Annotated in this window: 19 protein-coding genes and 1 pseudogene; 13 read left to right on the top strand and 7 right to left on the bottom strand. The window is 60.5% G+C overall.

The features are described from left to right. Nucleotides 1-4 precede the first annotated feature (4 nt). The 9 genes from BLR20_RS06350 (at nucleotide 5) to BLR20_RS06310 (ending at nucleotide 7494) form a co-directional block, all read left to right on the top strand. Nucleotides 5-439, top strand: coding sequence for a prepilin-type N-terminal cleavage/methylation domain-containing protein (locus BLR20_RS06350; protein WP_074594479.1), 435 nt, complete (start codon nucleotides 5-7; stop codon nucleotides 437-439). After that, nucleotides 439-810, top strand: coding sequence for a type II secretion system protein (locus BLR20_RS06345; protein WP_032612529.1), 372 nt, complete (start codon nucleotides 439-441; stop codon nucleotides 808-810). The genes BLR20_RS06350 and BLR20_RS06345 overlap by 1 nt, the downstream gene beginning before the upstream one ends. Further along, nucleotides 807-1439: a prepilin-type N-terminal cleavage/methylation domain-containing protein gene (locus tag BLR20_RS06340; protein WP_010426934.1), complete on the top strand. Its 633-nt coding sequence runs from the start codon at nucleotides 807-809 to the stop codon at nucleotides 1437-1439. The genes BLR20_RS06345 and BLR20_RS06340 overlap by 4 nt, the downstream gene beginning before the upstream one ends. Continuing rightward, nucleotides 1436-2170, top strand: a complete 735-nt coding sequence (locus BLR20_RS06335) for a hypothetical protein (protein WP_054993793.1) — start codon at nucleotides 1436-1438, stop codon at nucleotides 2168-2170. Before BLR20_RS06340 ends, BLR20_RS06335 begins: the two co-directional genes overlap by 4 nt. Then, nucleotides 2167-3261 (top strand): type II secretion system protein GspL, encoded by a 1095-nt coding sequence (locus BLR20_RS06330; RefSeq protein WP_054993794.1) that lies wholly within the window; start codon nucleotides 2167-2169, stop codon nucleotides 3259-3261. The genes BLR20_RS06335 and BLR20_RS06330 overlap by 4 nt, the downstream gene beginning before the upstream one ends. Beyond that, nucleotides 3236-3847, top strand: a complete 612-nt coding sequence (gspM, locus tag BLR20_RS06325) for a type II secretion system protein GspM (RefSeq protein WP_003343405.1) — start codon at nucleotides 3236-3238, stop codon at nucleotides 3845-3847. Before BLR20_RS06330 ends, gspM begins: the two co-directional genes overlap by 26 nt. Continuing rightward, the gene (locus BLR20_RS06320; protein WP_054993795.1) at nucleotides 3844-4374 is read left to right on the top strand and encodes a hypothetical protein; all 531 of its coding nucleotides are present in this window, start codon (nucleotides 3844-3846) and stop codon (nucleotides 4372-4374) included. Before gspM ends, BLR20_RS06320 begins: the two co-directional genes overlap by 4 nt. Then, nucleotides 4374-6701, top strand: coding sequence for a type II secretion system secretin GspD (gspD, locus tag BLR20_RS06315; RefSeq protein ID WP_054993796.1), 2328 nt, complete (start codon nucleotides 4374-4376; stop codon nucleotides 6699-6701). The genes BLR20_RS06320 and gspD overlap by 1 nt, the downstream gene beginning before the upstream one ends. A gap of 73 nt (nucleotides 6702-6774) precedes the next feature. After that, nucleotides 6775-7494, top strand: a complete 720-nt coding sequence (locus tag BLR20_RS06310) for an alpha/beta hydrolase (protein ID WP_032612538.1) — start codon at nucleotides 6775-6777, stop codon at nucleotides 7492-7494. 7 nt (nucleotides 7495-7501) lie between these two features. On the opposite strand, the gene BLR20_RS06305 is transcribed toward BLR20_RS06310, so the two are convergent. Next, nucleotides 7502-8701 carry an MFS transporter gene (locus BLR20_RS06305; protein WP_025990780.1) on the bottom strand — a complete coding sequence of 400 codons (1200 nt, stop codon included), beginning with the start codon at nucleotides 8699-8701 and terminating at the stop codon, nucleotides 7502-7504. Between the two features lie 262 nt (nucleotides 8702-8963). Here BLR20_RS06305 and BLR20_RS06300 point away from each other — a divergent pair, with 262 nt between their 5' ends. Genes BLR20_RS06300 through BLR20_RS06290 form a run of 3 tightly spaced genes read left to right on the top strand, consistent with a single transcriptional unit; the run spans nucleotide 8964 to nucleotide 11934 of the window. Continuing rightward, a complete protein-coding gene (locus tag BLR20_RS06300; RefSeq protein ID WP_010426918.1) occupies nucleotides 8964-9695 on the top strand; it encodes a GntR family transcriptional regulator in 732 nt (243 codons plus the stop codon). Nucleotides 9696-9746: 51 nt separating this feature from the next. Next, on the top strand, nucleotides 9747-11033 hold the full coding sequence (locus BLR20_RS06295; RefSeq protein ID WP_054993797.1) for an MFS transporter: 1287 nt from the start codon (nucleotides 9747-9749) through the stop codon (nucleotides 11031-11033). A 55-nt stretch (nucleotides 11034-11088) separates the two neighbouring features. After that, nucleotides 11089-11934: an amidohydrolase family protein gene (locus BLR20_RS06290; protein ID WP_054993798.1), complete on the top strand. Its 846-nt coding sequence runs from the start codon at nucleotides 11089-11091 to the stop codon at nucleotides 11932-11934. Between the two features lie 4 nt (nucleotides 11935-11938). Here the strand turns inward: BLR20_RS06290 and BLR20_RS06285 are convergent. The 6 genes and pseudogenes from BLR20_RS06285 to pncA form a co-directional block, all read right to left on the bottom strand. Next, nucleotides 11939-12355, bottom strand: a pseudogene (locus tag BLR20_RS06285) (efflux RND transporter permease subunit); the annotation flags it as partial. A 135-nt stretch (nucleotides 12356-12490) separates the two neighbouring features. After that, nucleotides 12491-13354, bottom strand: a complete 864-nt coding sequence (locus tag BLR20_RS06280; RefSeq protein WP_010426911.1) for an alpha/beta fold hydrolase — start codon at nucleotides 13352-13354, stop codon at nucleotides 12491-12493. Between the two features lie 496 nt (nucleotides 13355-13850). Beyond that, entirely contained in the window at nucleotides 13851-15248 is a 1398-nt protein-coding gene (locus BLR20_RS06275) for a sensor histidine kinase (RefSeq protein WP_054993800.1), read from the bottom strand. Beyond that, nucleotides 15226-15909: a response regulator transcription factor gene (locus tag BLR20_RS06270; protein WP_003371891.1), complete on the bottom strand. Its 684-nt coding sequence runs from the start codon at nucleotides 15907-15909 to the stop codon at nucleotides 15226-15228. Before BLR20_RS06270 ends, BLR20_RS06275 begins: the two co-directional genes overlap by 23 nt. 86 nt (nucleotides 15910-15995) lie before the next feature. Then, nucleotides 15996-16931 carry a formate/nitrite transporter family protein gene (locus BLR20_RS06265; protein WP_054993801.1) on the bottom strand — a complete coding sequence of 312 codons (936 nt, stop codon included), beginning with the start codon at nucleotides 16929-16931 and terminating at the stop codon, nucleotides 15996-15998. 140 nt (nucleotides 16932-17071) lie between these two features. Further along, complete coding sequence (gene pncA / locus BLR20_RS06260) at nucleotides 17072-17716, bottom strand: bifunctional nicotinamidase/pyrazinamidase (RefSeq protein ID WP_010426904.1); 645 nt, start codon at nucleotides 17714-17716, stop codon at nucleotides 17072-17074. A gap of 192 nt (nucleotides 17717-17908) precedes the next feature. Between pncA and BLR20_RS06255 the strand changes: the two genes are divergently transcribed. Then, a complete protein-coding gene (locus BLR20_RS06255) occupies nucleotides 17909-20035 on the top strand; it encodes a TonB-dependent siderophore receptor (RefSeq protein ID WP_032612553.1) in 2127 nt (708 codons plus the stop codon). Nucleotides 20036-20098 lie beyond the last annotated feature (63 nt).

Here is a 20098-nt window from a genome sequence, read left to right as displayed (position 1 = left end):
CGGCATGAGAACGCCTGTCGCAAGCCGGGGTTTTACCCTCATGGAAATGCTGGTGGTGCTGGTGTTGATGAGCATCGCCGTCGGTCTGGTGGGTTTCGGTCTGCAACAGGGTTTGAGTACCGCCAGTGAACGGCGCGCGGTCGGCGACATGGTCGAAGCGCTACGGGCAACCAGAGTGCGCGCGATTGTCACCGGTCAGCCGGCGCGCACCGAGTTCAATCTGCGCAAGGCGACCTTCAAGGCGCCCGGCAAGCGCGAGATGCACTGGCCGGAAAGTCTGCGCGTGACCATGCAGACTTCGTCCGATCTTGGCTCCGCTGTGGAGTTCTACCCGGACGGCGGCTCCAGTGGTGGCAACGTGGTGGTCGCTGACGGCGACCGACGCTGGCGTATTGATATTGGCTGGCTGACCGGCAGCGTCCAGGTCCGGACGCTTTAATGAAAACATCGCAGTCGGGGTTCACCCTGCTGGAAATGCTTGCTGCATTAACCGTCATGGCGGTGTGCAGCGGTGTTCTGCTGGTGGCGTTCGGGCAAAGTGCGCGCTCCTTGCAGCAGGTGTCGCGCAGTGACCGGCTGAGCCATGCGGCACGCACGATAATGGATCAGGAAAGCGCCGGTGCGCTGGAAAACGGCACGCGGCGGGGAAAACTTGCGGGCATCGAATGGACACTGGATATCCGTCAATTGCCGGGTGCCAATGGTCAGGCGAGGATGTTTCGCCTCGATCTGCTGCTCAGTGAGCATCAGCGCAAGGCGCAGTTCAGCACGTTTAAATTGCGCGGCGCTGTCAGCGGGGCGGGTTCATGAGGCGCACCCAGCGTGGCTTCACGCTGCTGGAAGTGTTGCTGGTGATCAGCCTGCTCGGCGTGCTGCTGGTGCTGGTTGCCGGGGCGTTGCTGGGTGCCAATCGTGCGGTGCTCAAGGCTGAGCGCTACACCGTTAACCTGGATGAAATCCGCGCCGCGCAAGCGTTCCTGCGCAGCTCGATCGCTCAGGCGCTGCCGCTGGACACGTCTGGCGAAGATGACGTCAACAGCGGTTTTTTCGAAGGCTCGGCGCAGCAGTTGCGGTTTGTCGCAACGCTGCCGGGCGAGCTGGGCGGCGGTATCCAGGTTCACAGCCTGGAGCTCAAGGGACCGCAAGACCATCGGTCTTTGCAAGTCTCGTTCGCTCAGGTTCAGTCCAGTGCGAATGGCATTGCCCTGAAACCCTGGGGTGAGCCTCAGGTATTGCTGCAAAACGTCGAGTCGCTGACGTTCAGTTATCGCGGGCTGACGCCCAAAGGCAAGCCGACTGGCTGGATGGCCGAATGGCCCTGGCCGAATCGTTTGCCGGGTGCGGTGCGCATCGATATGCAGACCCATGGCGCGGTGAAATGGGTCTCTGAAGTGGTGGCCTTGCGTCTGGACCTGTCCGGCGGGGCGGGCGGCGAATGAACGTGACCGGCCAATCGCAGCGCGGGGTTGCGCTGCTGGTGGTGCTCTGGGTGCTGGCACTGCTGAGCCTGCTGCTTGGCGGTCTGGCCGGATGGGTGCAACTGGAGAGCCGGCAATCGCTCTGGTTACGGCAAAATACCCAGGCGCTGCTGGCGGCCGAAGCTGGCATGAATATGGCTGTACAGGGCTTGCTCGATCCTGAGCAGCGCAAACGCTGGATTGCCGACGGGCGTGTGGTCTCATTGCGGATGGATGATACGCAACTGCTGGTCAGCATCAGAAGCGAGCGCGGCAAGCTGGACCTCAACAGCGCGCCGGTTGCGGATATATCGCGTCTGCTGCAGGCCTGCGGCGCGGCTAAAAATCAGGCCAGCGGTATCGCCCAGGTGCTGGAGTCGCAGCGCAACGGCGGTCAGTCACCGCTGCGGGTGGTAGAGGAAGTTCGCCAGCTGGCGGGCATGAACCAGGCGCTGTATGCCCGGTTGCTGCCGGAAATAACATTGTGGAGCGGCCTGGATCGGCCCGACCCGGCGTTCGCTTCGGCGTTGCTGCGTCGGGCCTTGAACCTGCCGAACCAGAGCGCGGTTGGAGCCGACCCCGGTGAGGTGCTGGCCATCGACACGCGCGCAGAACGACCGGGCGGCGTGACCGCCCTGTTACAGACCACTGTTCTATTGAGCCCATCGGAGGGAGGCGCACAGCCCTACAGGGTGTTGCGTTGGCAAGAATGAATTCATCAGTTTCTGCACGTCTGGCGCCTGTTTACGCGTTACGCGAACAGGTCGCCCGGCAGTGGCGTGGCAGTCCGGCGCAACACGCCTGGCAATGGTGGGTGGCGGAGCTTCGCGCCTGCCTGCCGCCGCGTGTGCGTCGATGGCTGGGCCGCGAGACCGTGGAGCAGGCGCTTGTCTGGCCGTTGGTCGAGCCGCTGCCCGATGCATCGCCTCAGGTGCGGCGCGTTCTGCTGCTGCCGCCGTCGGCTGTGCTGTTGCAGACCTTGCAGCTTCCTGCGGCTGCGGCACGCAATCTGTCGACCGTGGTCGGCTACGAGCTTGACCGTTTCACGCCATTTGACGCTGGCCAGTTGTACTTCGTGGCGCGACAGGACAGTCGCAGTGCCAGCTTTGTGCAGGTCACGCTGGTGGCAATCCTGCGCGAGCGGCTGGACGCGATACTCAGTGAGTGCGCCGAGCGTGGCTTGCGTCCCGATGCTGTCGATGTGGGCACTGACGTGGGGGCTGACAACCTGGCTGCAGGGCAGCGCATGAATATCGATCTGCTGCCGATGCCACTGCGCCCGCAACAGTCGCGCTCCGGCCATCGCTTGCAGCGCGGGCTGATCTGGCTGTGTGCCGGTCTGTTGCTGAGCGCCATGTTGCTGTGGCTGAACGACCGCCAGAGCCTGCTCGATGATATGCAGGCCAGCGTCAAGGCGCAGAAGGCTCAGGTAGGCGAGGTCCAGCAACTGCGCCAGCAATTGACCAACACCTTGGGCGCCGCCAACTACCTGTTGCGCCGCAAGGCTGCGCAGCCGCCGCTCTCGGCGCTGCTCAGCGAGCTGACCGCCTGCCTGCCTTCGGACACCTGGATCGAGCATCTGGAAATCAGCGACAGTGCCGAGGTGGCATTTTCCGGACAGAGCGCCAAGGCCAGTGCCTTGATCGGCCGCGTCAAGGACTGCCGAAGTCTGGATAATGCGCAGTTTCAGGGGGTGATCCAGCCCGACACCAAAACCGGCAAGGATCAGTATTCCCTGCGCGCGCATTTGCACCAGAACCAGCAGCAGGAGAACGCCGATGCGCCGTCCACTGACAAGCCGTGAGCGGCGGGGCGCTGCCCTGATGATTCTGGCCCTGGTGCTGTGTCTGGCTTACTGGTTGTTGATCGACAGCTGGTTCGCCGGACCCTTGCGCGATATCAACGAGCAGACCGACCAGTTGCGCGAACAGCAGCAGCGCTACGCTGGCCTTCTGCAGCAGGGTGATTCGTTGCGCGAGCAACTGGAGCAGGCCCGCCGTGATCCGGCCAGCAGCACCAGCCTGCTGCCGGGCGAAGATCCCAGTGCCGTGGCCGCTGATCTGATGCAGCGCATTGCCGACCTGATCAGCAGCCAGGCCAGCACTGGCGGTGGCTGCGAGTTGACCCAGCGCATGCCGATCACCCCGGAGCAGGACAGTGCCGAGCCGTATCGCCAGGTCAAGGTCAGCCTGACCCTGAACTGCGCCATCGAACCATTGACTGCGATCCTGCATGCGCTGGAGTATCAGCGCCCGTTTCTGTTCATTGACGAGATGAGTATGCGTCGCGACGCCAACGCTCCGGCCAGCGGTGCTGCCGGCAAACTGGTGGTGCACCTGCTGGTGCGCGGCTACCTGCAACCGGCCAGCGCCGGGGAGGGTGAGCAATGATCGGTTCACTACGTCCGCTGGAGTGGGCACTGCTGGCTTTCGCCGCCGTGCTCGCGGCCTTGATCGCACTGGTCTTCAGTGGCGCTGCGCACTCACCGGACTGGCTGCCCGAGCAGGCACCGCGCAACCCGGTCGATCAGAGGGCGCAGGTCCACAGCGCGCCGTCGGCGACACTCGACAGCCTCGCCAATACCTGGAAAATCCCACTGTTCAGCCCTGATCGCAGCCCCGATGTGGCGGTTCGCAAAGCCGATGCGCAAGCCACCAATCTGGCTGGCCTTACCCTGACCGGGGTGATCATGGACGGCTCGCTGCGGGTGGCATTGCTCAAGCAGGCCAGTGGTCCGGCATTGAAAGTCCGTCAGGGTGATCGCTTGCCCAACGGCTGGACGCTGGACCGTCTGGAGCCCACCCAGGCCACGTTCAAACTCGATGACCGCACGCAAGTCCTGCGCCTGCCCGCGCTGCGTCTGCCGCCGCCGTCGAATACACCGCCGATTACCTTAACCAACGATTCCACCCTGTGATGGGTACCTTTTCTGGAGTTCCTGCCATCGCTACCTTGCGCACACCCTTGCTTTGCCTGGCCACCGCCGTCGCCCTTGGCGGCTGCGCGTCACAGTCAGACACACTCGATCCCGACAATGGCATGCTGCAGGAAGCGCTCCAGGGAACCGGTTCACAACGCCCGCCGGTAGACCCGCGCAGCGAAAGACCGCCCGTCGAGCCACCTTCCCAGCAGACGACGAGCTCGCCGCAGCGGCAGATCATTAAAGGCAACCAGCGTTTCATCCGTCAGCCTGCCGCCGCTCCCGCAGCGCGCCAGGGCGAGACCGGTGACATCGTCTTCAACTTCACCAATCAGCCGATTCAGGCGGTGATCAACAGCATCATGGGCGATCTGCTGCACGAGAATTACAGCATTGCCCAGGGTGTGAAGGGCGATGTGAGCTTCTCGACGTCCAAGCCGGTCAACAAGCAGCAGGCGCTGTCGATTCTGGAGACGCTGCTGTCCTGGACCGACAACGCCATGATCAAGCAGGGCAACCGCTATGTGATCCTGCCGTCGAACCAGGCGGTGGCGGGCAAGCTGGTTCCGGAAATGCGTGTGGCGCAACCTTCGGCAGGCATGTCGGCGCGGCTGTTTCCCTTGCGCTATATCTCGGCGACCGAGATGCAGAAGCTGCTCAAGCCGTTCGCCCGCGAAAATGCCTTCCTGCTGGTCGACCCGGCGCGCAACGTGCTCAGCCTGGCGGGTACGCCCGAAGAGCTGGCCAACTATCAGGACACCATCGACACCTTCGATGTGGACTGGCTCAAAGGCATGTCGGTCGGGGTTTTCGGCCTGCAACGTGCCTCGGTCGGCGAGCTGATGCCCGAGCTGCAGAAAATGTTCGGCCCGGAAAGCGGCATGCCGCTGGCGGGCATGGTGCGTTTCCTGCCGATCGAGCGGACCAATTCGGTGGTGGCGATTTCCTCGCAGCCCGAGTACCTGCACGAAGTCGGCGAGTGGATTCACACCATCGACGAAGGCGGCGGCAATGAACCGCAGATGTACGTGTATGACGTGCGCAACATGAAGGCCACCGATCTGGCCAAATACCTGCGGCAGATCTACGGTAACGGTGCCATCAAGGAAGACGCTGCCGCCAAGGTTGCACCAGGCCTGCGCACCACCACCTTGTCGTCGCTCAACTCCAGCGGCGGCAGCGGTGTCGGCGGCATGAGCAGCTCCAACGGGCTGGGCGGTACCGGCAGCGGCCTGAGCAATGGTGGGGGTTTTGGCAACAGTCAGGGCATGAATAACAGCCAGAACAACGGCGACAGCGAATCGGAAGGCGACGATCAGAGTGGCGGCGATTCGGATTCGGCCAGCCAGGAAGGCAGCGACTCTGGCGGCAACAACAAGTCTCTGGACGCCAGCACGCGCATCACTGCGCAGAAGAGCAGCAACCAATTGCTGGTGCGTACCCGTCCAGCGCAGTGGAAGGAGATCGAGTCGGCCATCAAACGCCTCGATAATCCGCCGCTGCAAGTGCAGATCGAGACGCGCATCCTGGAAGTCCAGCTCACGGGCGAACTGGACATGGGCGTGCAGTGGTACCTGGGGCGTCTGGCGGGCAACTCGGGTACAACCGGCAACGTTACCAACACTGCGGGCAGCCAGGGTGCGATTGGTACTGGCGGGGCCGCGCTGGCCTCTACTGACGCATTCTTCTACTCCTTCGTCAGCAACAACCTGCAGGTCGCCTTGCGGGCGCTGGAAACCAACGGCCGCACCCAGGTCCTGTCGGCGCCGTCGCTGGTGGTGATGAACAACCAGCAGGCGCAGATTCAGGTCGGCGACAATATCCCGATCAGCCAGACCTCGATCAACACCAACACCAATGCTGGCACCACATTGAGCAGCGTCGAGTATGTGCAGACTGGTGTGATTCTCGACGTCGTACCGCGCATCAATCCGGGCGGGCTGGTGTACATGGACATTCAGCAGCAGGTCAGCAGTGCCGACACCACTAGCGGCACCAACGACGCCAACGGCAATCCGCGTATCTCCACCCGCTCGGTCGCCACGCAGGTGGCCGCGCAGAGCGGTCAGACCGTGCTGCTGGGCGGTTTGATCAAGCAGGATAACGCCGAGACGGTCAGCGCCGTACCTTACCTGGGACGCATCCCGGGCCTGAGATGGCTGTTCGGCAATACCAGCAAATCCAAGGGTCGTACCGAACTGATCGTGCTGATTACGCCGCGGGTCATTACCAGCAGCAGCCAGGCGCGTCAGGTGACGGATGATTACCGTCAGCAGATGCAGCTGATCAAGCCGGAGGTTTCGCGGACCAGCATGCAGAACTGAGGCTGTGTTAGTTTCTGCCACCACGCCCACTCACGACGCTGCCTTTGGGCGGCGTCAAACAGAGGTCATGAACATGCTGAAATTCTTCGCTGTCTTGCTGTTTGCCTTCGTCGGAATGGCACAGGCGCAGGACACCTTGCACACCGATCTGCCACTCGATTATCTGGCGCAGACCAATGTCGACAAGCCTGACCAGCCGCTGGTGATTTTCATCCACGGTTACGGCAGCAATGCGGCCGACCTGTTCGGGCTCAAGGAACATCTTCCGGCCGAGTACAACTACGTCTCGGTGCAGGCTCCTGTGGCGCTGCGCGCCGACAGCTTCAAATGGTTCACCCAGAAGCCCGGCGTCGCGGATTACGACGGTGTGACCGAGGACCTGAAAAGCAGCGGTACCCAGCTGGCTGCGTTCATTGGCAAAGCCACTGAGAAGTTTCACACGCAGCCAGGCAAGGTCTTCCTGATCGGGTTCAGCCAGGGCGCAATGATGAGTTACGAAGTCGCCCTGCGACAGCCCAAACTGGTTGGCGGCTTCGCGGCATTGAGCGGACGGCTGCTGCCGGTCGTGAAGTCCGAGGTCAAGGCCTCTGACGATATAAAGGCCCTGAGCGTATTCATAGGTCACGGCACACAGGATCGCCAAGTGGCCTATGCCAGCGCCCCGCAAGCCGAAGCGACCTTGAAATCGCTCGGCCTGACGCCGCAGTCCCATGCGTATGAAGGCATGGGACACAGCATCAACGAGGCTGAAGTGATGGATCTGGCGGATTGGTTGAAGCAGTCGACCCGTTAAGGGTCGATTAGCCTTCGCCTTGCTTGGAGCGATCCCTGAGAAACGCCAGCAGCGCAATCAGCGGCAGCGTGGTGCCGGCGATCAGCACCCAGCTCCAGCCGCCGTGATCAAACAGAGGGCTGGCGATGGCCGAGCCAATGGCGCCACCGATAAAAATACTGGTCATGTACAGCGCGTTGAGCCGGCTGCGGCTGGCGGCATCCAGCGCGTAGACCGTGCGCTGGCCCAGCACCATGCTGGTCTGCACGCAGAAATCCAGCACTACGCCCGTTATGGCCAGGCCAATCACACTATAGGCAGGGTGAACCAGGCCCGGAAGAAAACTCAGTGCGCCGAACAGCAGCGCGCCCAGTGACGCGATGCGGGTGTAGCCAGCGTCTGCCAGGCGACCGCTGATGGGCGCCGCAATGGCACCAATCGCGCCGATCAGGGCGAAGATCGCGATCTGGGTTTGCGACAGCCCGTGATTGCGTGACAGCTCCAGCGGGACGGCAGTCCAGAACAGACTGAAGGTCGCGAACATGCAGGCCTGATAAAAGGCACGCTGGCGTAGCACCGGCTGAGTACGCAAGAGAGTCCATAGCGAGAACAGCAACTGGCCGTAGGACGCACGATGATCCGGGAGGCGTTTTGGCATGGTGGTCGCCAGCACCACGCTGATGCCGATCATCACCACGGCCGCCGAGCCGAACACCGCCCGCCAGCCGAAGTGGTCAGCCACCAGACTGGCAATCGGCCGCGCCAGCAGAATCCCCAAAAGCAGCCCGCCCATGATCCCGCCAACAACCCGCCCACGCGACTCCTCCGGGGCCAGATGCGCCGCCAGCGGAATGAGCATCTGCACTGACACCGAACTGAAGCCGACCAGCAGCGAGACCAGCAAAAACACATTCGGCTGCTCGGCGAAGGCGGCGCCCAGCAGACTGAGCACCGCAACCGCCGTTGTGATCAGCATCAGCCTGCGGTTCTCCAGCAAATCACCCAGTGGCACCAGAAAGAACAGCCCCAGCGCGTAACCGATCTGCGTCAACGAAACGATCAGACTCGCCGCCGTACTCGACAGCCCGATGTCCGGTGCAATCAGCTCGATGATCGGCTGGGCGTAGTAGATGTTGGCGACAATCGCGCCGCAGCAGAATGCAAACAGCATGACCATGGCCGGGGTCATGGTCGCAGTGTTATGTGAGGATTGGGACGAGTGGGGCATGAAAGTCTCGCTTGAGCATGGACTGTCAGACGCTAATGCGTGTCTGTCAGACGGTTTTTGATCGATGCAGCGCAGGCTAACGGGTTTGTCGGCCATTAAGTAGGTGCGGCGAGTTGATACAGGATATTTCCGGGAATGATGATCAGCGCCCGTGGAGCAAGTTGAAGGTATAGTCGCGCGCGTTCGCGACCTATTGACGTTCGCCTGCCACGGATGAATACTCTTTTTAAAAATTCATATAGATGACTGGATGAATAAAATAATGAACAAGCTTTCCAGCGACGAACGTCTACCGCTTTATCAGCGTCTGCGCGACAGCCTGGCGGAGCAGATTGCCAACAATCGCTGGCGTCCGGGCGAGGCGATTCCTACCGAGGCGGCTTTGTCCGCGGAGTATTGCCTGTCTACCGGCACAGTGCGCAAGGCCATTGATCTGTTGGTCAGCGATAACATTCTGGAGCGTCAGCAGGGGCGTGGCACGTTCATTCGGCGTGCGCAGTTTCAGTCATCGCTGTTTCGTTTTTTCCGTTTTCAAACCGAAGCGGGTGAGCGCCGGGTGCCGGAAAGCCGGATTTTGTCCGTCGAACCTGTGGCTGCGCCTTCCTCGGTCGCTCAGGCGTTGGGGCTTGGCGCCGGTGCGCCGGTGATTCGCATGGTCCGCTTGCGGTTGCTGGATGGCGAGCCGGTGCTGGCTGAAGAAATCTGGTTGCCACGGGTGCGGTTTCAGGCATTGCTGGAGTTGGACCTCGATACGCAGGGGCCATTGCTTTATCCGATCTACGAAGACGTCTGCGGTCAAGTGGTCGCCTACGCGCAAGAAAGCCTGACGGCCGAGACGGTCAACGACGTGTACGGCCGCTTGCTGCAGATTCCGGTTGGCAGTGCGGTAGTGGTCATCGAACGTGTGGCTCGCGATTACGCCGGTGAGCCACTGGAGTGGCGTCGTTCGCGAGGGCACGCCAGCCATTTCCGCTACAGCGTGGAAATTCGCTGACAGCGCTGCAGTCTGCCAGAGCCGCTCAACGCCCATTAAGGATAAAAAGCCATGTTCAACTGGTATCGCGACGTCACTCCCAAGGAACGCAAGACCTTCTGGGCCTGTTTTGGCGGCTGGTCGCTGGACGCTCTGGAGGTGCAGATGTTCGGTCTGGCCATTCCGGCCCTGATTGCTGCCTTTGCCCTGACCAAGGGCGATGCCGGGCTGATCAGCGCGGTAACGCTGGTGACATCTGCGTTGGGTGGTTGGTTGGGCGGGACGCTGTCGGACCGCTATGGTCGGGTGCGCACGCTGCAGTGGATGATCCTGTGGTTTTCCTTCTTTACCTTTTTGTCTGCGTTCGTGACCGGTTTCAACCAGTTGCTGATCGTCAAGGCACTGCAGGGCTTTGGCATCGGTGGTGAGTGGGCGGCAGGCGCGGTGCTGATGGCCGAGACGATCCAGTCCCGTTACCGCGGCAAGGTCATGGCCACCGTGCAAAGTGCGTGGGCCGTCGGCTGGGGCTTGGCGGTGGTGCTGTTCACCCTGATTTATTCGTTTGTGCCGGAGGATATCGCCTGGCGGGTGATGTTCTTTGTCGGCCTGCTGCCCGCCCTGATGATCATCTGGGTGCGACGCAATGTCGAAGAGCCGGACAGCTTCCTGCGCATGCAGAAAAGCGCCGCGCCGAAGGTCAACTTCTTCAAGTCGATGGCCGGGATTTTTCGCCCCGAGCTGCTGCGCGTTACCTTGCTCGGTGGCTTGCTGGGGCTTGGTGCGCATGGCGGTTATCACGCGGTCATGACCTGGTTGCCGACCTTTCTCAAAACCGAGCGCAACCTGTCAGTGCTCAGCTCCGGCGGCTATCTGGCGGTCATTATCGTCGCGTTCTGGTGTGGCTGCGTGTGCAGCGGTCTGTTGATCGATCGCATTGGTCGACGCAGGAACATCATGCTGTTCGCCTTGTGTTGCGTGGTTACCGTGCAGTGCTACCTGATGCTGCCGTTGAGCAACACACAGATGCTGTTTCTCGGTTTTCCGCTGGGCTTTTTCGCAGCAGGCATTCCGGCCAGCCTCGGCTCGTTTTTCAATGAGCTGTACCCGGCAGAGGTACGTGGTGCCGGGGTGGGCTTCTGCTACAACTTCGGGCGCGTGCTGTCGGCGGTGTTTCCGTTTCTGGTAGGGCATATGAGCCAGTCAATGTCGCTTGGCAGCGCCATCGGCATCGACGCCGGCATTGCCTACGGCGTGGCAATGATTGCCGCTTTCTGCCTGCCGGAAACCCGTGGACGCAACCTCGAAGCCACGCTGCCGGTTGCCGAGCCACTGGACAAGGGCGCAGCGCAGCAAGCTTGAAAATCCTTTCATCCGCGGTGTTGCGGCACCGCGTCGACTTCTTATAGACGAACCCATGACTGATTCCTGTACCACGCCAATGCTGGGCATCGATGCCCACGCACATGTCTTCAGCAAGGATTTGAGCCTGGCGTCAGGGCGACGTTACAGCCCTGACTACGACGCAACGGTGCAGGCCTATCTGGCCAACCTGAGTGAACATGGCCTGAGCCACGGCGTACTGGTCCAGCCCAGTTTTCTGGGGACCGATAACCGGTTTCTGCTCAACGCTCTGGCGCAGGCTCCGGACCGGTTGCGCGGCGTGGCAGTGGTCGACACGGACATCAGTCGCGGTGCGTTGCAGCATATGGCCAGGCTGGGCATTGTCGGCATCCGCCTGAACCTGATCGGCAAGCCGCTGCCGGACTTCGCCGCACCGGAATGGAAGACGCTGTTCAAACACATCTGGACGCTCGGCTGGCATGTCGAACTGCACCGCGAGATAGCTGACCTGCCGGGGCTGGTCCGGCAGTTGCTGCCGTTTGGTTGCAAGCTGGTGATTGACCATTTCGGGCGGCCCGATGCGCGTCTTGGTGTTGATGATCCGGCGTTCCAGGCCCTGCTGGAATTGGGGCTGAGCGGGCAGCTATGGATGAAGGTTTCGGCAATCTACCGTCTGCGCGGCAGTGTCGAGCAGAACGCGGCGTTTGCTCGCGCGGCATTGCCATTGCTGCTGCAGAGCTTTGGTCCACGCCGACTGGTATGGGGCAGCGACTGGCCGCACACCCAGCATGAGCACGTGGTCAGCTACCCCCGTGTGGTCGAGCAGTTCCGCGCGCTTGAATGCCCGGATCCGCTCAAGCGCATTATGTTGGTCGAGGCACCGCAGGCGCTGTTCGATTTTCTGCCTGTCGAAATCTGACCTGCTAAACAGCAGGTGGCTTGATCCGATAGCTGACCATATACAGTGCCGGCAGGAAAAACAGGGTCAGCAGGGTGGCGATGGCGATGCCGCCGATCATCGCGATGGCCATCGGTCCCCAGAACACCTCGCGGGCAATCGGGATCATGCCCAGGCTCGCGGCCGCTACGGTGAGCGTAATCGGTCGGCAGCGATGTTCGGTGGCCTTGACCACCGATGTCCAGGCGCTTTCCCCGGCGGCAATGAATTCATCGATCTGCGTCACCAGAATCACCGAGTTGCGGATGATGATGCCGATCAGCGCCAGCACGCCAGGAATCGCCACGAACCCCAGCGGATACCCGGAAATCAACAAGGCCGCGACCACGCCGATCAGACCCAGGGGCACCACACTGACCACCAGCAGAAGTTTTTTCACAGCCGCACGAACGCAGGAGCGTTGCAAAGGGAAAAGTCATCAACGAATAGCACTGCCCGATCAACGAAACCAACACCCATCCATCACAGCGTCACGCCGGAAAAGCACCAAGGCTTTCCGGGCGCAGGCGAGCGAGCTTCAGGCCATCGCGGTGACGCTGGGCCAAATCTCCTGGGTGGCTTCAGTACCCAGGAATGTCAGTGCGGTTCTTTGCGAGTGGTGCCACGCCGCCTTGCTTTCCAGGTCCAGAAAGTGCCCGGTGTCCGGAACTACATTGAAAGTGCTTTTGGTGATGTAGTTGGAAAACATGCGCGCATCTTCAACGGTGGTGTATTCATCTTTTTCACCGTTGATGAACAGCACCGGAATGTTGATCGAGGAGAAACGCTCGACGTAGTTACTGGCGCTTAGTTGGCGAATCTGGCTGATATGAAAGTCGATCTGGCGATATTCGTGCTCGGCCAGACTGATCAGGTGCTTGTAGTTATAGAGTTTGAACAGGCGTGGCAGGTACTTGCCCACGGTGTCGTTGAGCAGTGAGCCGATCTTGCGTTTCTCGCGTGCGGCGAGATAGACCTGAGCGTTGTCGATGTAGTCGAGCATGGCCTCGTTGAGGACCGGCGAGAACGAGCTGATGATTGCCTTCTCCACGGATGGAGGGCACTCGGAAAGGGCCAGCAGGGCCGACACACCGCCCCAGGAGACCGACAGTAGGTGGTTCACCTGATAAAGATCAATCAGTTGCAGAAGAATGTTTACTTCATCTTCCTTGCTGACAATCATGTCGTCCGGGTTGTGCGCTCGGGATTGCCCCGAAAACGGCAGATCGAACAGCACCAGATTGTAGTGCGGTTGCAAGTATTTGACTGTCTGCCCGAAAGAGCCAGTGGTCGACAGTGCGCCGTTGACCAGCAGAATGGTCTTGGCGTCGCTGCCTTTCCAGTAAGTCTCGGCGTAAACCTTGTACTTACCGATCGTTAGAATCTTCGATTGTGCGCCCATAACAGCCTCCCAGCTAAATTTTATCCAGCAATTAGTGCAGCGTTCTCTGCTTCGGCAGCCATGCCAAAGCCTCGCCTGGTAAGTGGCGAAATCCGGTGAGTTATTATTCTGGGTGCAGCGGAAACGTTACCGCAGGAACTGTGTTTGCCTGGACATAGATAACGCAGTGCCAGCATGGCGACAAGTCACTGACGTCACAAAAATGTCTATTCGCTCACATTGTGCTTTGGCGTTTAGCCATCATCTTTCGAGCGACAGGTGGATTTAATCGGGGAAAAACGCCGTATCGAGCCTGAAAAGCGTATTTATTGAGAGGAAACTGTGCGTGCTGAAACGGTCAACCCAGGCGCACATATGAAACATATAGTTACACATGAGCACTTGGCAGAACGCGCCAGATTAATATCGAAATAGCTGAAACCACCGGGCCAGACGCTTTAATCTCGTCAAAAAGCAGGCACGGTCATGCAGTCATGGGCTTGAAGGTGCCTGAGTTTCAGGCCAGCGTATTCACTGTGCGGCATTCCAGCAGCAAACTTGCGCCGCCGTATTCGCTGGTGCCTATCTGCAGCGTAAAACCGTGCAGATTGACGATTGCGGCTACTACCGAGAGACCGAGACCGAAGCCGCTTTGCTCGGTGCCGGCCTCACTGCGATAAAAGCGCTGGAACACAGCGGCGCGCTCGGCGACGGGGATGCCAGGCCCGGAATCCTGTACTTCGATGCACGGCGTGGTGCCGCCAGGGGCAGGGTAGGCACTGATTTTGACGATTCCACCGCCAGGGGTGAACTTGATGGCATTGCCCAGCAGGTTGGTCAGTGCTTCGAACAGCAGGGCGCGGTCGCCTACCAGAGTAGGTAACGTTTCATGCAGGTCGAGTATCAGGGTGATCTGGTCTTCTTCAGCCAGCGGCAGATAGAAATCATGCAGCTCCTGCAGCAATGGGCGCAGTTCCAGTTCAACGAATGCCGAGCGTCGCTGGCGGTCTTCCAGTTCGGAAATGCGCAGCAGCCCGCGGAAGCGTGCCATCAGCGTGTCAGCTTCGCTGATGACCTGGGCTATCTGGGTGGCATGGCTCGAATCGTGCGCTGACTGCTGCTGAATACGGTAAAGCTGCGCACGCAGGCGGGTCAGCGGTGTGCGCAGGTCATGGGCGATGTTGTCGCAGACGCCCTTGACCTCGTTCATGAGCTTTTCGATACGGTCGAGCATGGCGTTGACGATCACCGCCAGCATGTCCAGCTCATCTCGCCTGTTGGAAACCGGCAGACGGCCGGCCATGTCGCCGGCGATGATTGATTCGGCGCTGGCCTGGATCGCGCGGATACGCCGCAACGGCCGACGGCGCAGCAAATGCCAGCCGGCAACTCCGGGAATAATGGTCAGCGAGATGCCCCACAGCAAGGCATGCAGGATCAGCGTGCTCACGGCGAACAGCGAACCGTTCTCGCGAACCAGAACCAGCCAGCGGCCGTCCGGCGTACGATTGACGATCGCATCGCAGCTGCCTTGCGGCATGCCTGGATCGTCCGATTCGATGCAGTCGTTCAGTACGTGAATCTGGCCGTCGATGGGCAGGTTTTTCGGGATGCTGGTGATGGGCCCGGCAACCGGGCGGAAGTTCTCGTCGAACAGACCGTAGGCATCCACCGAGCGGGTATCGAAGGTCATGCTGGTGGCCAGAGCGTCCATCAGTCCCTGCCCCTCGAAGCGCGAAAACAGTTGCTGGCGATGGGTCAGCGACTGGCGCGCGAGGGTGTCCAGATAGGACGTCACCTCCCAATACAGCACGCCTAGCAGAATCACGCTCCAGGCTACGAACAGCGAGCTGTACAGTGCCAGTAATCGACTTGTGGATGATCGCCAGCCGTTAGACGGGTTCGGCAATGACATAGCCGGATCCTCGCACGGTCTGAATGAGCTGTGCGGTACCGGGTTGGTCGATCTTCTTGCGCAAACGGCCGATGTGAACGTCGATCAGGTTGGTGCCCGGATCGAAGTGGTAGCCCCAGACTTCCTGAAAAATCATCATTCGGGTGATGATCTGTCCGCTGTTGCGCATCAGGAACTCGAGCAGCTTGAATTCGGTGGGCAGCAGGGTCAGCGGCTCGCCGCCGCGACAGGCTTCCCGGGTAATCAGGTTCAGTTCCAGGTCGGCAACCTGCAATACCGTCTTGGCGGCACTGACCGGGTTGCTGCGCCGTAACAGCACCTCGACGCGCGCGGCCATCTCATCCGACGCGAAGGGCTTTGGCAGATAGTCATCCCCACCGGCACGCAGACCCCGAACGCGTTCGTCCACGTCGGAGAGGGCGCTGATCATCAGGATCGGCGTGGAAATGCCCTGGGCACGCAAGTGGGTGACGATGGTCAGACCATCCATCTCCGGCAACATGCGGTCCAGGGTAATAAGGTCATAATCGCCACTCACTGCACGCGCCAGGCCGTCACGGCCATTGTCGACCCAGTCCACTTCCAGTCCGTGGCTACTGAGTTCGGTCACGATTTCCTTTGCAGTGATGGCATCATCTTCGATTGCCAGAATTCGGGTCATGGTCCCTGCCTGAATAAGTGCGTTCAAAGATTCATTCTGCCTTTAAAACCCGCCGCGTTTCCTGAAAGAAAGTTTAATGATAGGGATCATATTTCCTGCTTTGCTGCGGAATCCGCTTCCTTGAGCTTTTGCGCTTTATCCAGGCGACGTTTTTCTTCCTTGTTTTTGCGATCACGCTCCATTTTCTCTGTGGTGTCTTTTTCACTGCGGATCTGCGCATGGCTGATCAAAGCGAAAATAAAGCTGCCACCGATAATGTTGCCCGCCAGGGTGGGCCCTGCGAAAGCGAACCAGAAATCTTTCCAGCCCAGCTCACCTGCGAATACAAGATAGGATACTTCGGCCGAACCCACCACGATGTGCGTGAAGTCGCCGAGCGCCATCAGGTAAGTGATAAGCACAATGATCGCTATCTTGGCGTTTTCCATCGACGCTATCATCCAGACCATGGTCGCAATCATCCAGCCCGAGACGATGCCCTTGGAAAACATCTGGGCCATGTCGTTTTCCATGACCTTGTGGCCGATTTCCAGAAACGCCTTGTCAGTGCTGGCGTCGAAAATCGGCAGGTTGAGCATGACGTAGGCGACCAGCAGTGTGCCGACCAGATTGCCGGTCAGAACCACACCCCACAAGCGCAACAGCCGCCAGATGTTGGCCAGGTTCAGCTTGCTCATGACCGGCAGCACAGCCGTGATGGTGTTTTCCGTGAACAGTTGCTGGCGCGCCAGGATCACCGCCAGAAACCCTGCCGAATAGCCAAGGCTGCTGATCACATGGCTGCCGGGGATGCCTTCGAGGCGCGAGTTCAACAAACCCATCGCCATCAGCGACAGGCCCATGGTCAGCCCTGCGGCCAATGCCGACCACCACAGCGCGGCAACGCTGCGCTCCAGTTCGTGGTCGCCCTGCATGCGAATGGTTTCGTGCAACACCGCCGCGCGGGGTGGCTGATTCTCATCAATCTCGCGCTCTTCCTCGGCTGACAGGCCGGGGGTCTTGCCATCTACTTCGTGATCCATACAACGTCCTCAGCGCCAGTGATGAAATGGAACGACCTGGGCAATGCCGGTCCGATGCTTCAGACAGGCGCCGCGCGCCGTCGTTCGCCAGCCGCAGGGCGTATCGAGAATTGTTTGAGCCAGTGCGCAGATGTGTCGGTCTAGCCCAGCAGATCGGCACTCTGCACGCGTTCGATACCCATGCCCAGCATGGTCTTCCAGGCGTTCTCCAGCGAGCCGTTCATGTCGATGGCGCGACAGGCGTCTTCGATCACAAAGGTGTTGAAACCGGCACCGCGTGCATCCTGAGCCGACCAGGCGACACAGAAGTCCAGCGCCAGGCCCACCACGAATACCGTATCGATGCCACGCTCCGTCAGGTAGCCGGCCAGCCCTGTGCGGGTCGTGCGGTCTGCCTCCAGAAATGCCGAGTAACTGTCGATTTGCGCGTTGCAGCCCTTGCGCAGGATCAGTTGCGCGTGAGGCAGATCAAGGTCGGCATGCAACTGCGCACCGTGGCTGCCTTGTACGCAATGATCCGGCCACAGCGTCTGCGGACCGTAGGGCAGGGTGATGCTCTCGAACGGCAGGCGTTGGGCGTGGCTTGAAGCAAAGGAAATGTGCCCGGCAGGATGCCAGTCCTGAGTGATGACCACCTGGGAAAAGCGCGCCCCGAGACGGTTGATCAGTGGCAGCAGCGCATCGCCGTCAGCCACCGCCAGTTGCCCGCCGGGCATGAAATCGTACTGCATGTCGATCACCAGCAAGGCGCAATGAGGATCGGCAGGCTTGTGGGAAAGAGGCATCGGGGGTTCTCTCGTGAGGCGCAATAAGCGCAGTTTGCCTGTTTATCGCCACATTGGCTAAGCGACATAAAGACACTGGCCAAGAACATTTTTGGGAATTTGTATCAGGCGTTAATACGAATCTGTACTATTCGCAAAAAAATCCTGCCAGGTCCCAAGAGGTCTGGCTTTCTTGCCAAGGGCTGCACGTCGATGCGTCGTACTCTCGTTTCACTTTGCGTTATCCAGGCTATCTCTCAAGCGGCCTGGGCTGATCAGGTGGCTGGTTTCCAACCTGCCATGGAATTGCAGAATATCGATATCCAGGGCGCCGCCAATGCCGAAACGGCACAAGGGCCGGTCGATGGTTATCGGGCCACACGCTCTGCCAGTGCCACGCGTACCGATACCTCGTTGCACGAAACCCCGCAATCGGTCAGCGTCGTAACCCGCGAAGCGGTCGAGGATATCGGTTCCACACGTTTGCAGGATGCTCTCGACTACGCGGGCGGCGTCGGGCGGGCCAACAACTTCGGTGGTCAAGGGCTGACCACGTTTACGGTGCGCGGCTTCACCACCGGCGAGTTCTACCGCAATGGCTTCCCGATCAATCGCGGTTATCCGAACATGCCGGACGCCAATACCATCGAGCGTCTTGAGGTGCTGCGCGGTCCGGCCACCACACTTTATGGCCGCGGCGATCCGGGCGGCACCTTCAACGTGGTTTCCAAACAGCCGTTGGCCGAGCCTTCCGTGACGCTGGGCAGTCAGCTCAATGATCAGGGCATGAAGCGCGGAACGCTGGATGCCTCGGGGCCACTGGATGACCAAGGCCGTTTTGCCTATCGCCTGAATGTGGTGGGTGAGGGCGGTGATACGTTCCGTGACCACGTCGAAACCGAGCGCTATGGTGTGGCGCCGGTATTGAGCTGGCAGGTCGACGACGCCACGCGGATCACCTTCGAAGGTGACTTCATGCGCAACAACGCGCCGCTGGATCGTGGCCTGACGCGGTATGCCAACCAGGTGGGCACTGCTTCCCGCGACACGTTCTTCGGCGAGAAGAGTGTGGGCAAGCTGCATAACGACAACAACATGGCACAACTGCGCTTCGAGCATGACCTCAACGCGGACTGGACGCTGGGCGGCGGCGTGCAGATCCTTGATGGCTCCCTGCAAGGCGATGCCATCGAGGCCAACGGGCTGGCAGCGGACGGTCGCACGCTCGGGCGCAACTTCAACTATCGCAAGCTGGAGTGGACCGATCGCGATGTGCAACTGAACCTGACCGGGCATTTTTCGGCTGGCGGTTTCGAGCACACGCTGCTGACCGGTGTCGAGTATGAAGATTACGACTACAAGTCGATCATTCGACGCTCAAGCGGTGCAGCGGGTGCCTACCCGATCGACATCTTCGATCCGGTCTACGGCCAGGCTCGTCCGGCACTGACTCGAACGACCACCCACGACAAGGAAAACCTCAAGACCTGGGCTGCCTTCGTGCAGGACCAGGTGGCCCTGACCGAGCGCCTGAAGCTGCTGGGCGGTGTGCGTCTGGAGCGTTTCGAACACGATTACGATTCTTTCCTGCCCGGTACCAGCAGCTGGACTGCCAGCGATAACGCCGTCACACCGCGCCTCGGCCTGAGCTACGACCTGACCGACGATCTTGCCGTCTATGCCACGACCGCTCGCTCGTTCAAGCCCAACAGCGGTGCCAGCCGACTGGGTGGCGGGTTCAAGCCGGAGGAGGGCAAATCCTATGAGATCGGAACCAAGTGGGAGGCGCTGGACGGGCAACTGAGTGTCGACACGGCGATCTATCAGATCGAGAAGCGTAACGTGCTGACCACCGACCCGGTCGATTCAACGTTCAGTGTGGCGGCCGGCGAGGTGCGCAGTCGCGGCCTGGACCTGAACGTGGTCGGCAACCTGACGCCCGAGTGGCGGGTGATGGGCAGCTACGCCTACGTAGACGCCGAGGTCACCAAGGACAACACGCTGCGGTCCGGTACACGGCTGATGAACATTCCCGAGCAAACGTTCAGCCTGCTCAATGTCTACGAGTTTCAGGACGGCGCCCTGCGTGGTCTGGGTCTGGGCGGCGGCGGTCGCTATGTCGACCAGCGCGCCGGGCGTACGGCCAACACCTCTTTCTCGATGGACAGCTATACGGTGTTCGACTTGCTGGCCTATTACAAGGTCAATCCGCACGTGAAGCTCAATCTGGACCTGAAGAATGTGTTCAACACCGAGTATGAAGAAGGCTCGTTCGGCAACGTCTACGCCTATCCGGGCGCTCCGCGAACGGTGCAGGTGGGGATTGCTTATACGTTGTAATGCTGCAGGTATCGGGTTCTGACAGAGAAAGCCTGAGCCTTCAGGGGCAGCTTCAGCCGCGTG

The sequence above is a fragment of the Pseudomonas congelans genome (genome assembly GCF_900103225.1).
GTDB classification, from domain to species: Bacteria; Pseudomonadota; Gammaproteobacteria; order Pseudomonadales; family Pseudomonadaceae; genus Aquipseudomonas; species Aquipseudomonas congelans.
This window is presented reverse-complemented; position numbering and strand designations above follow the sequence as displayed.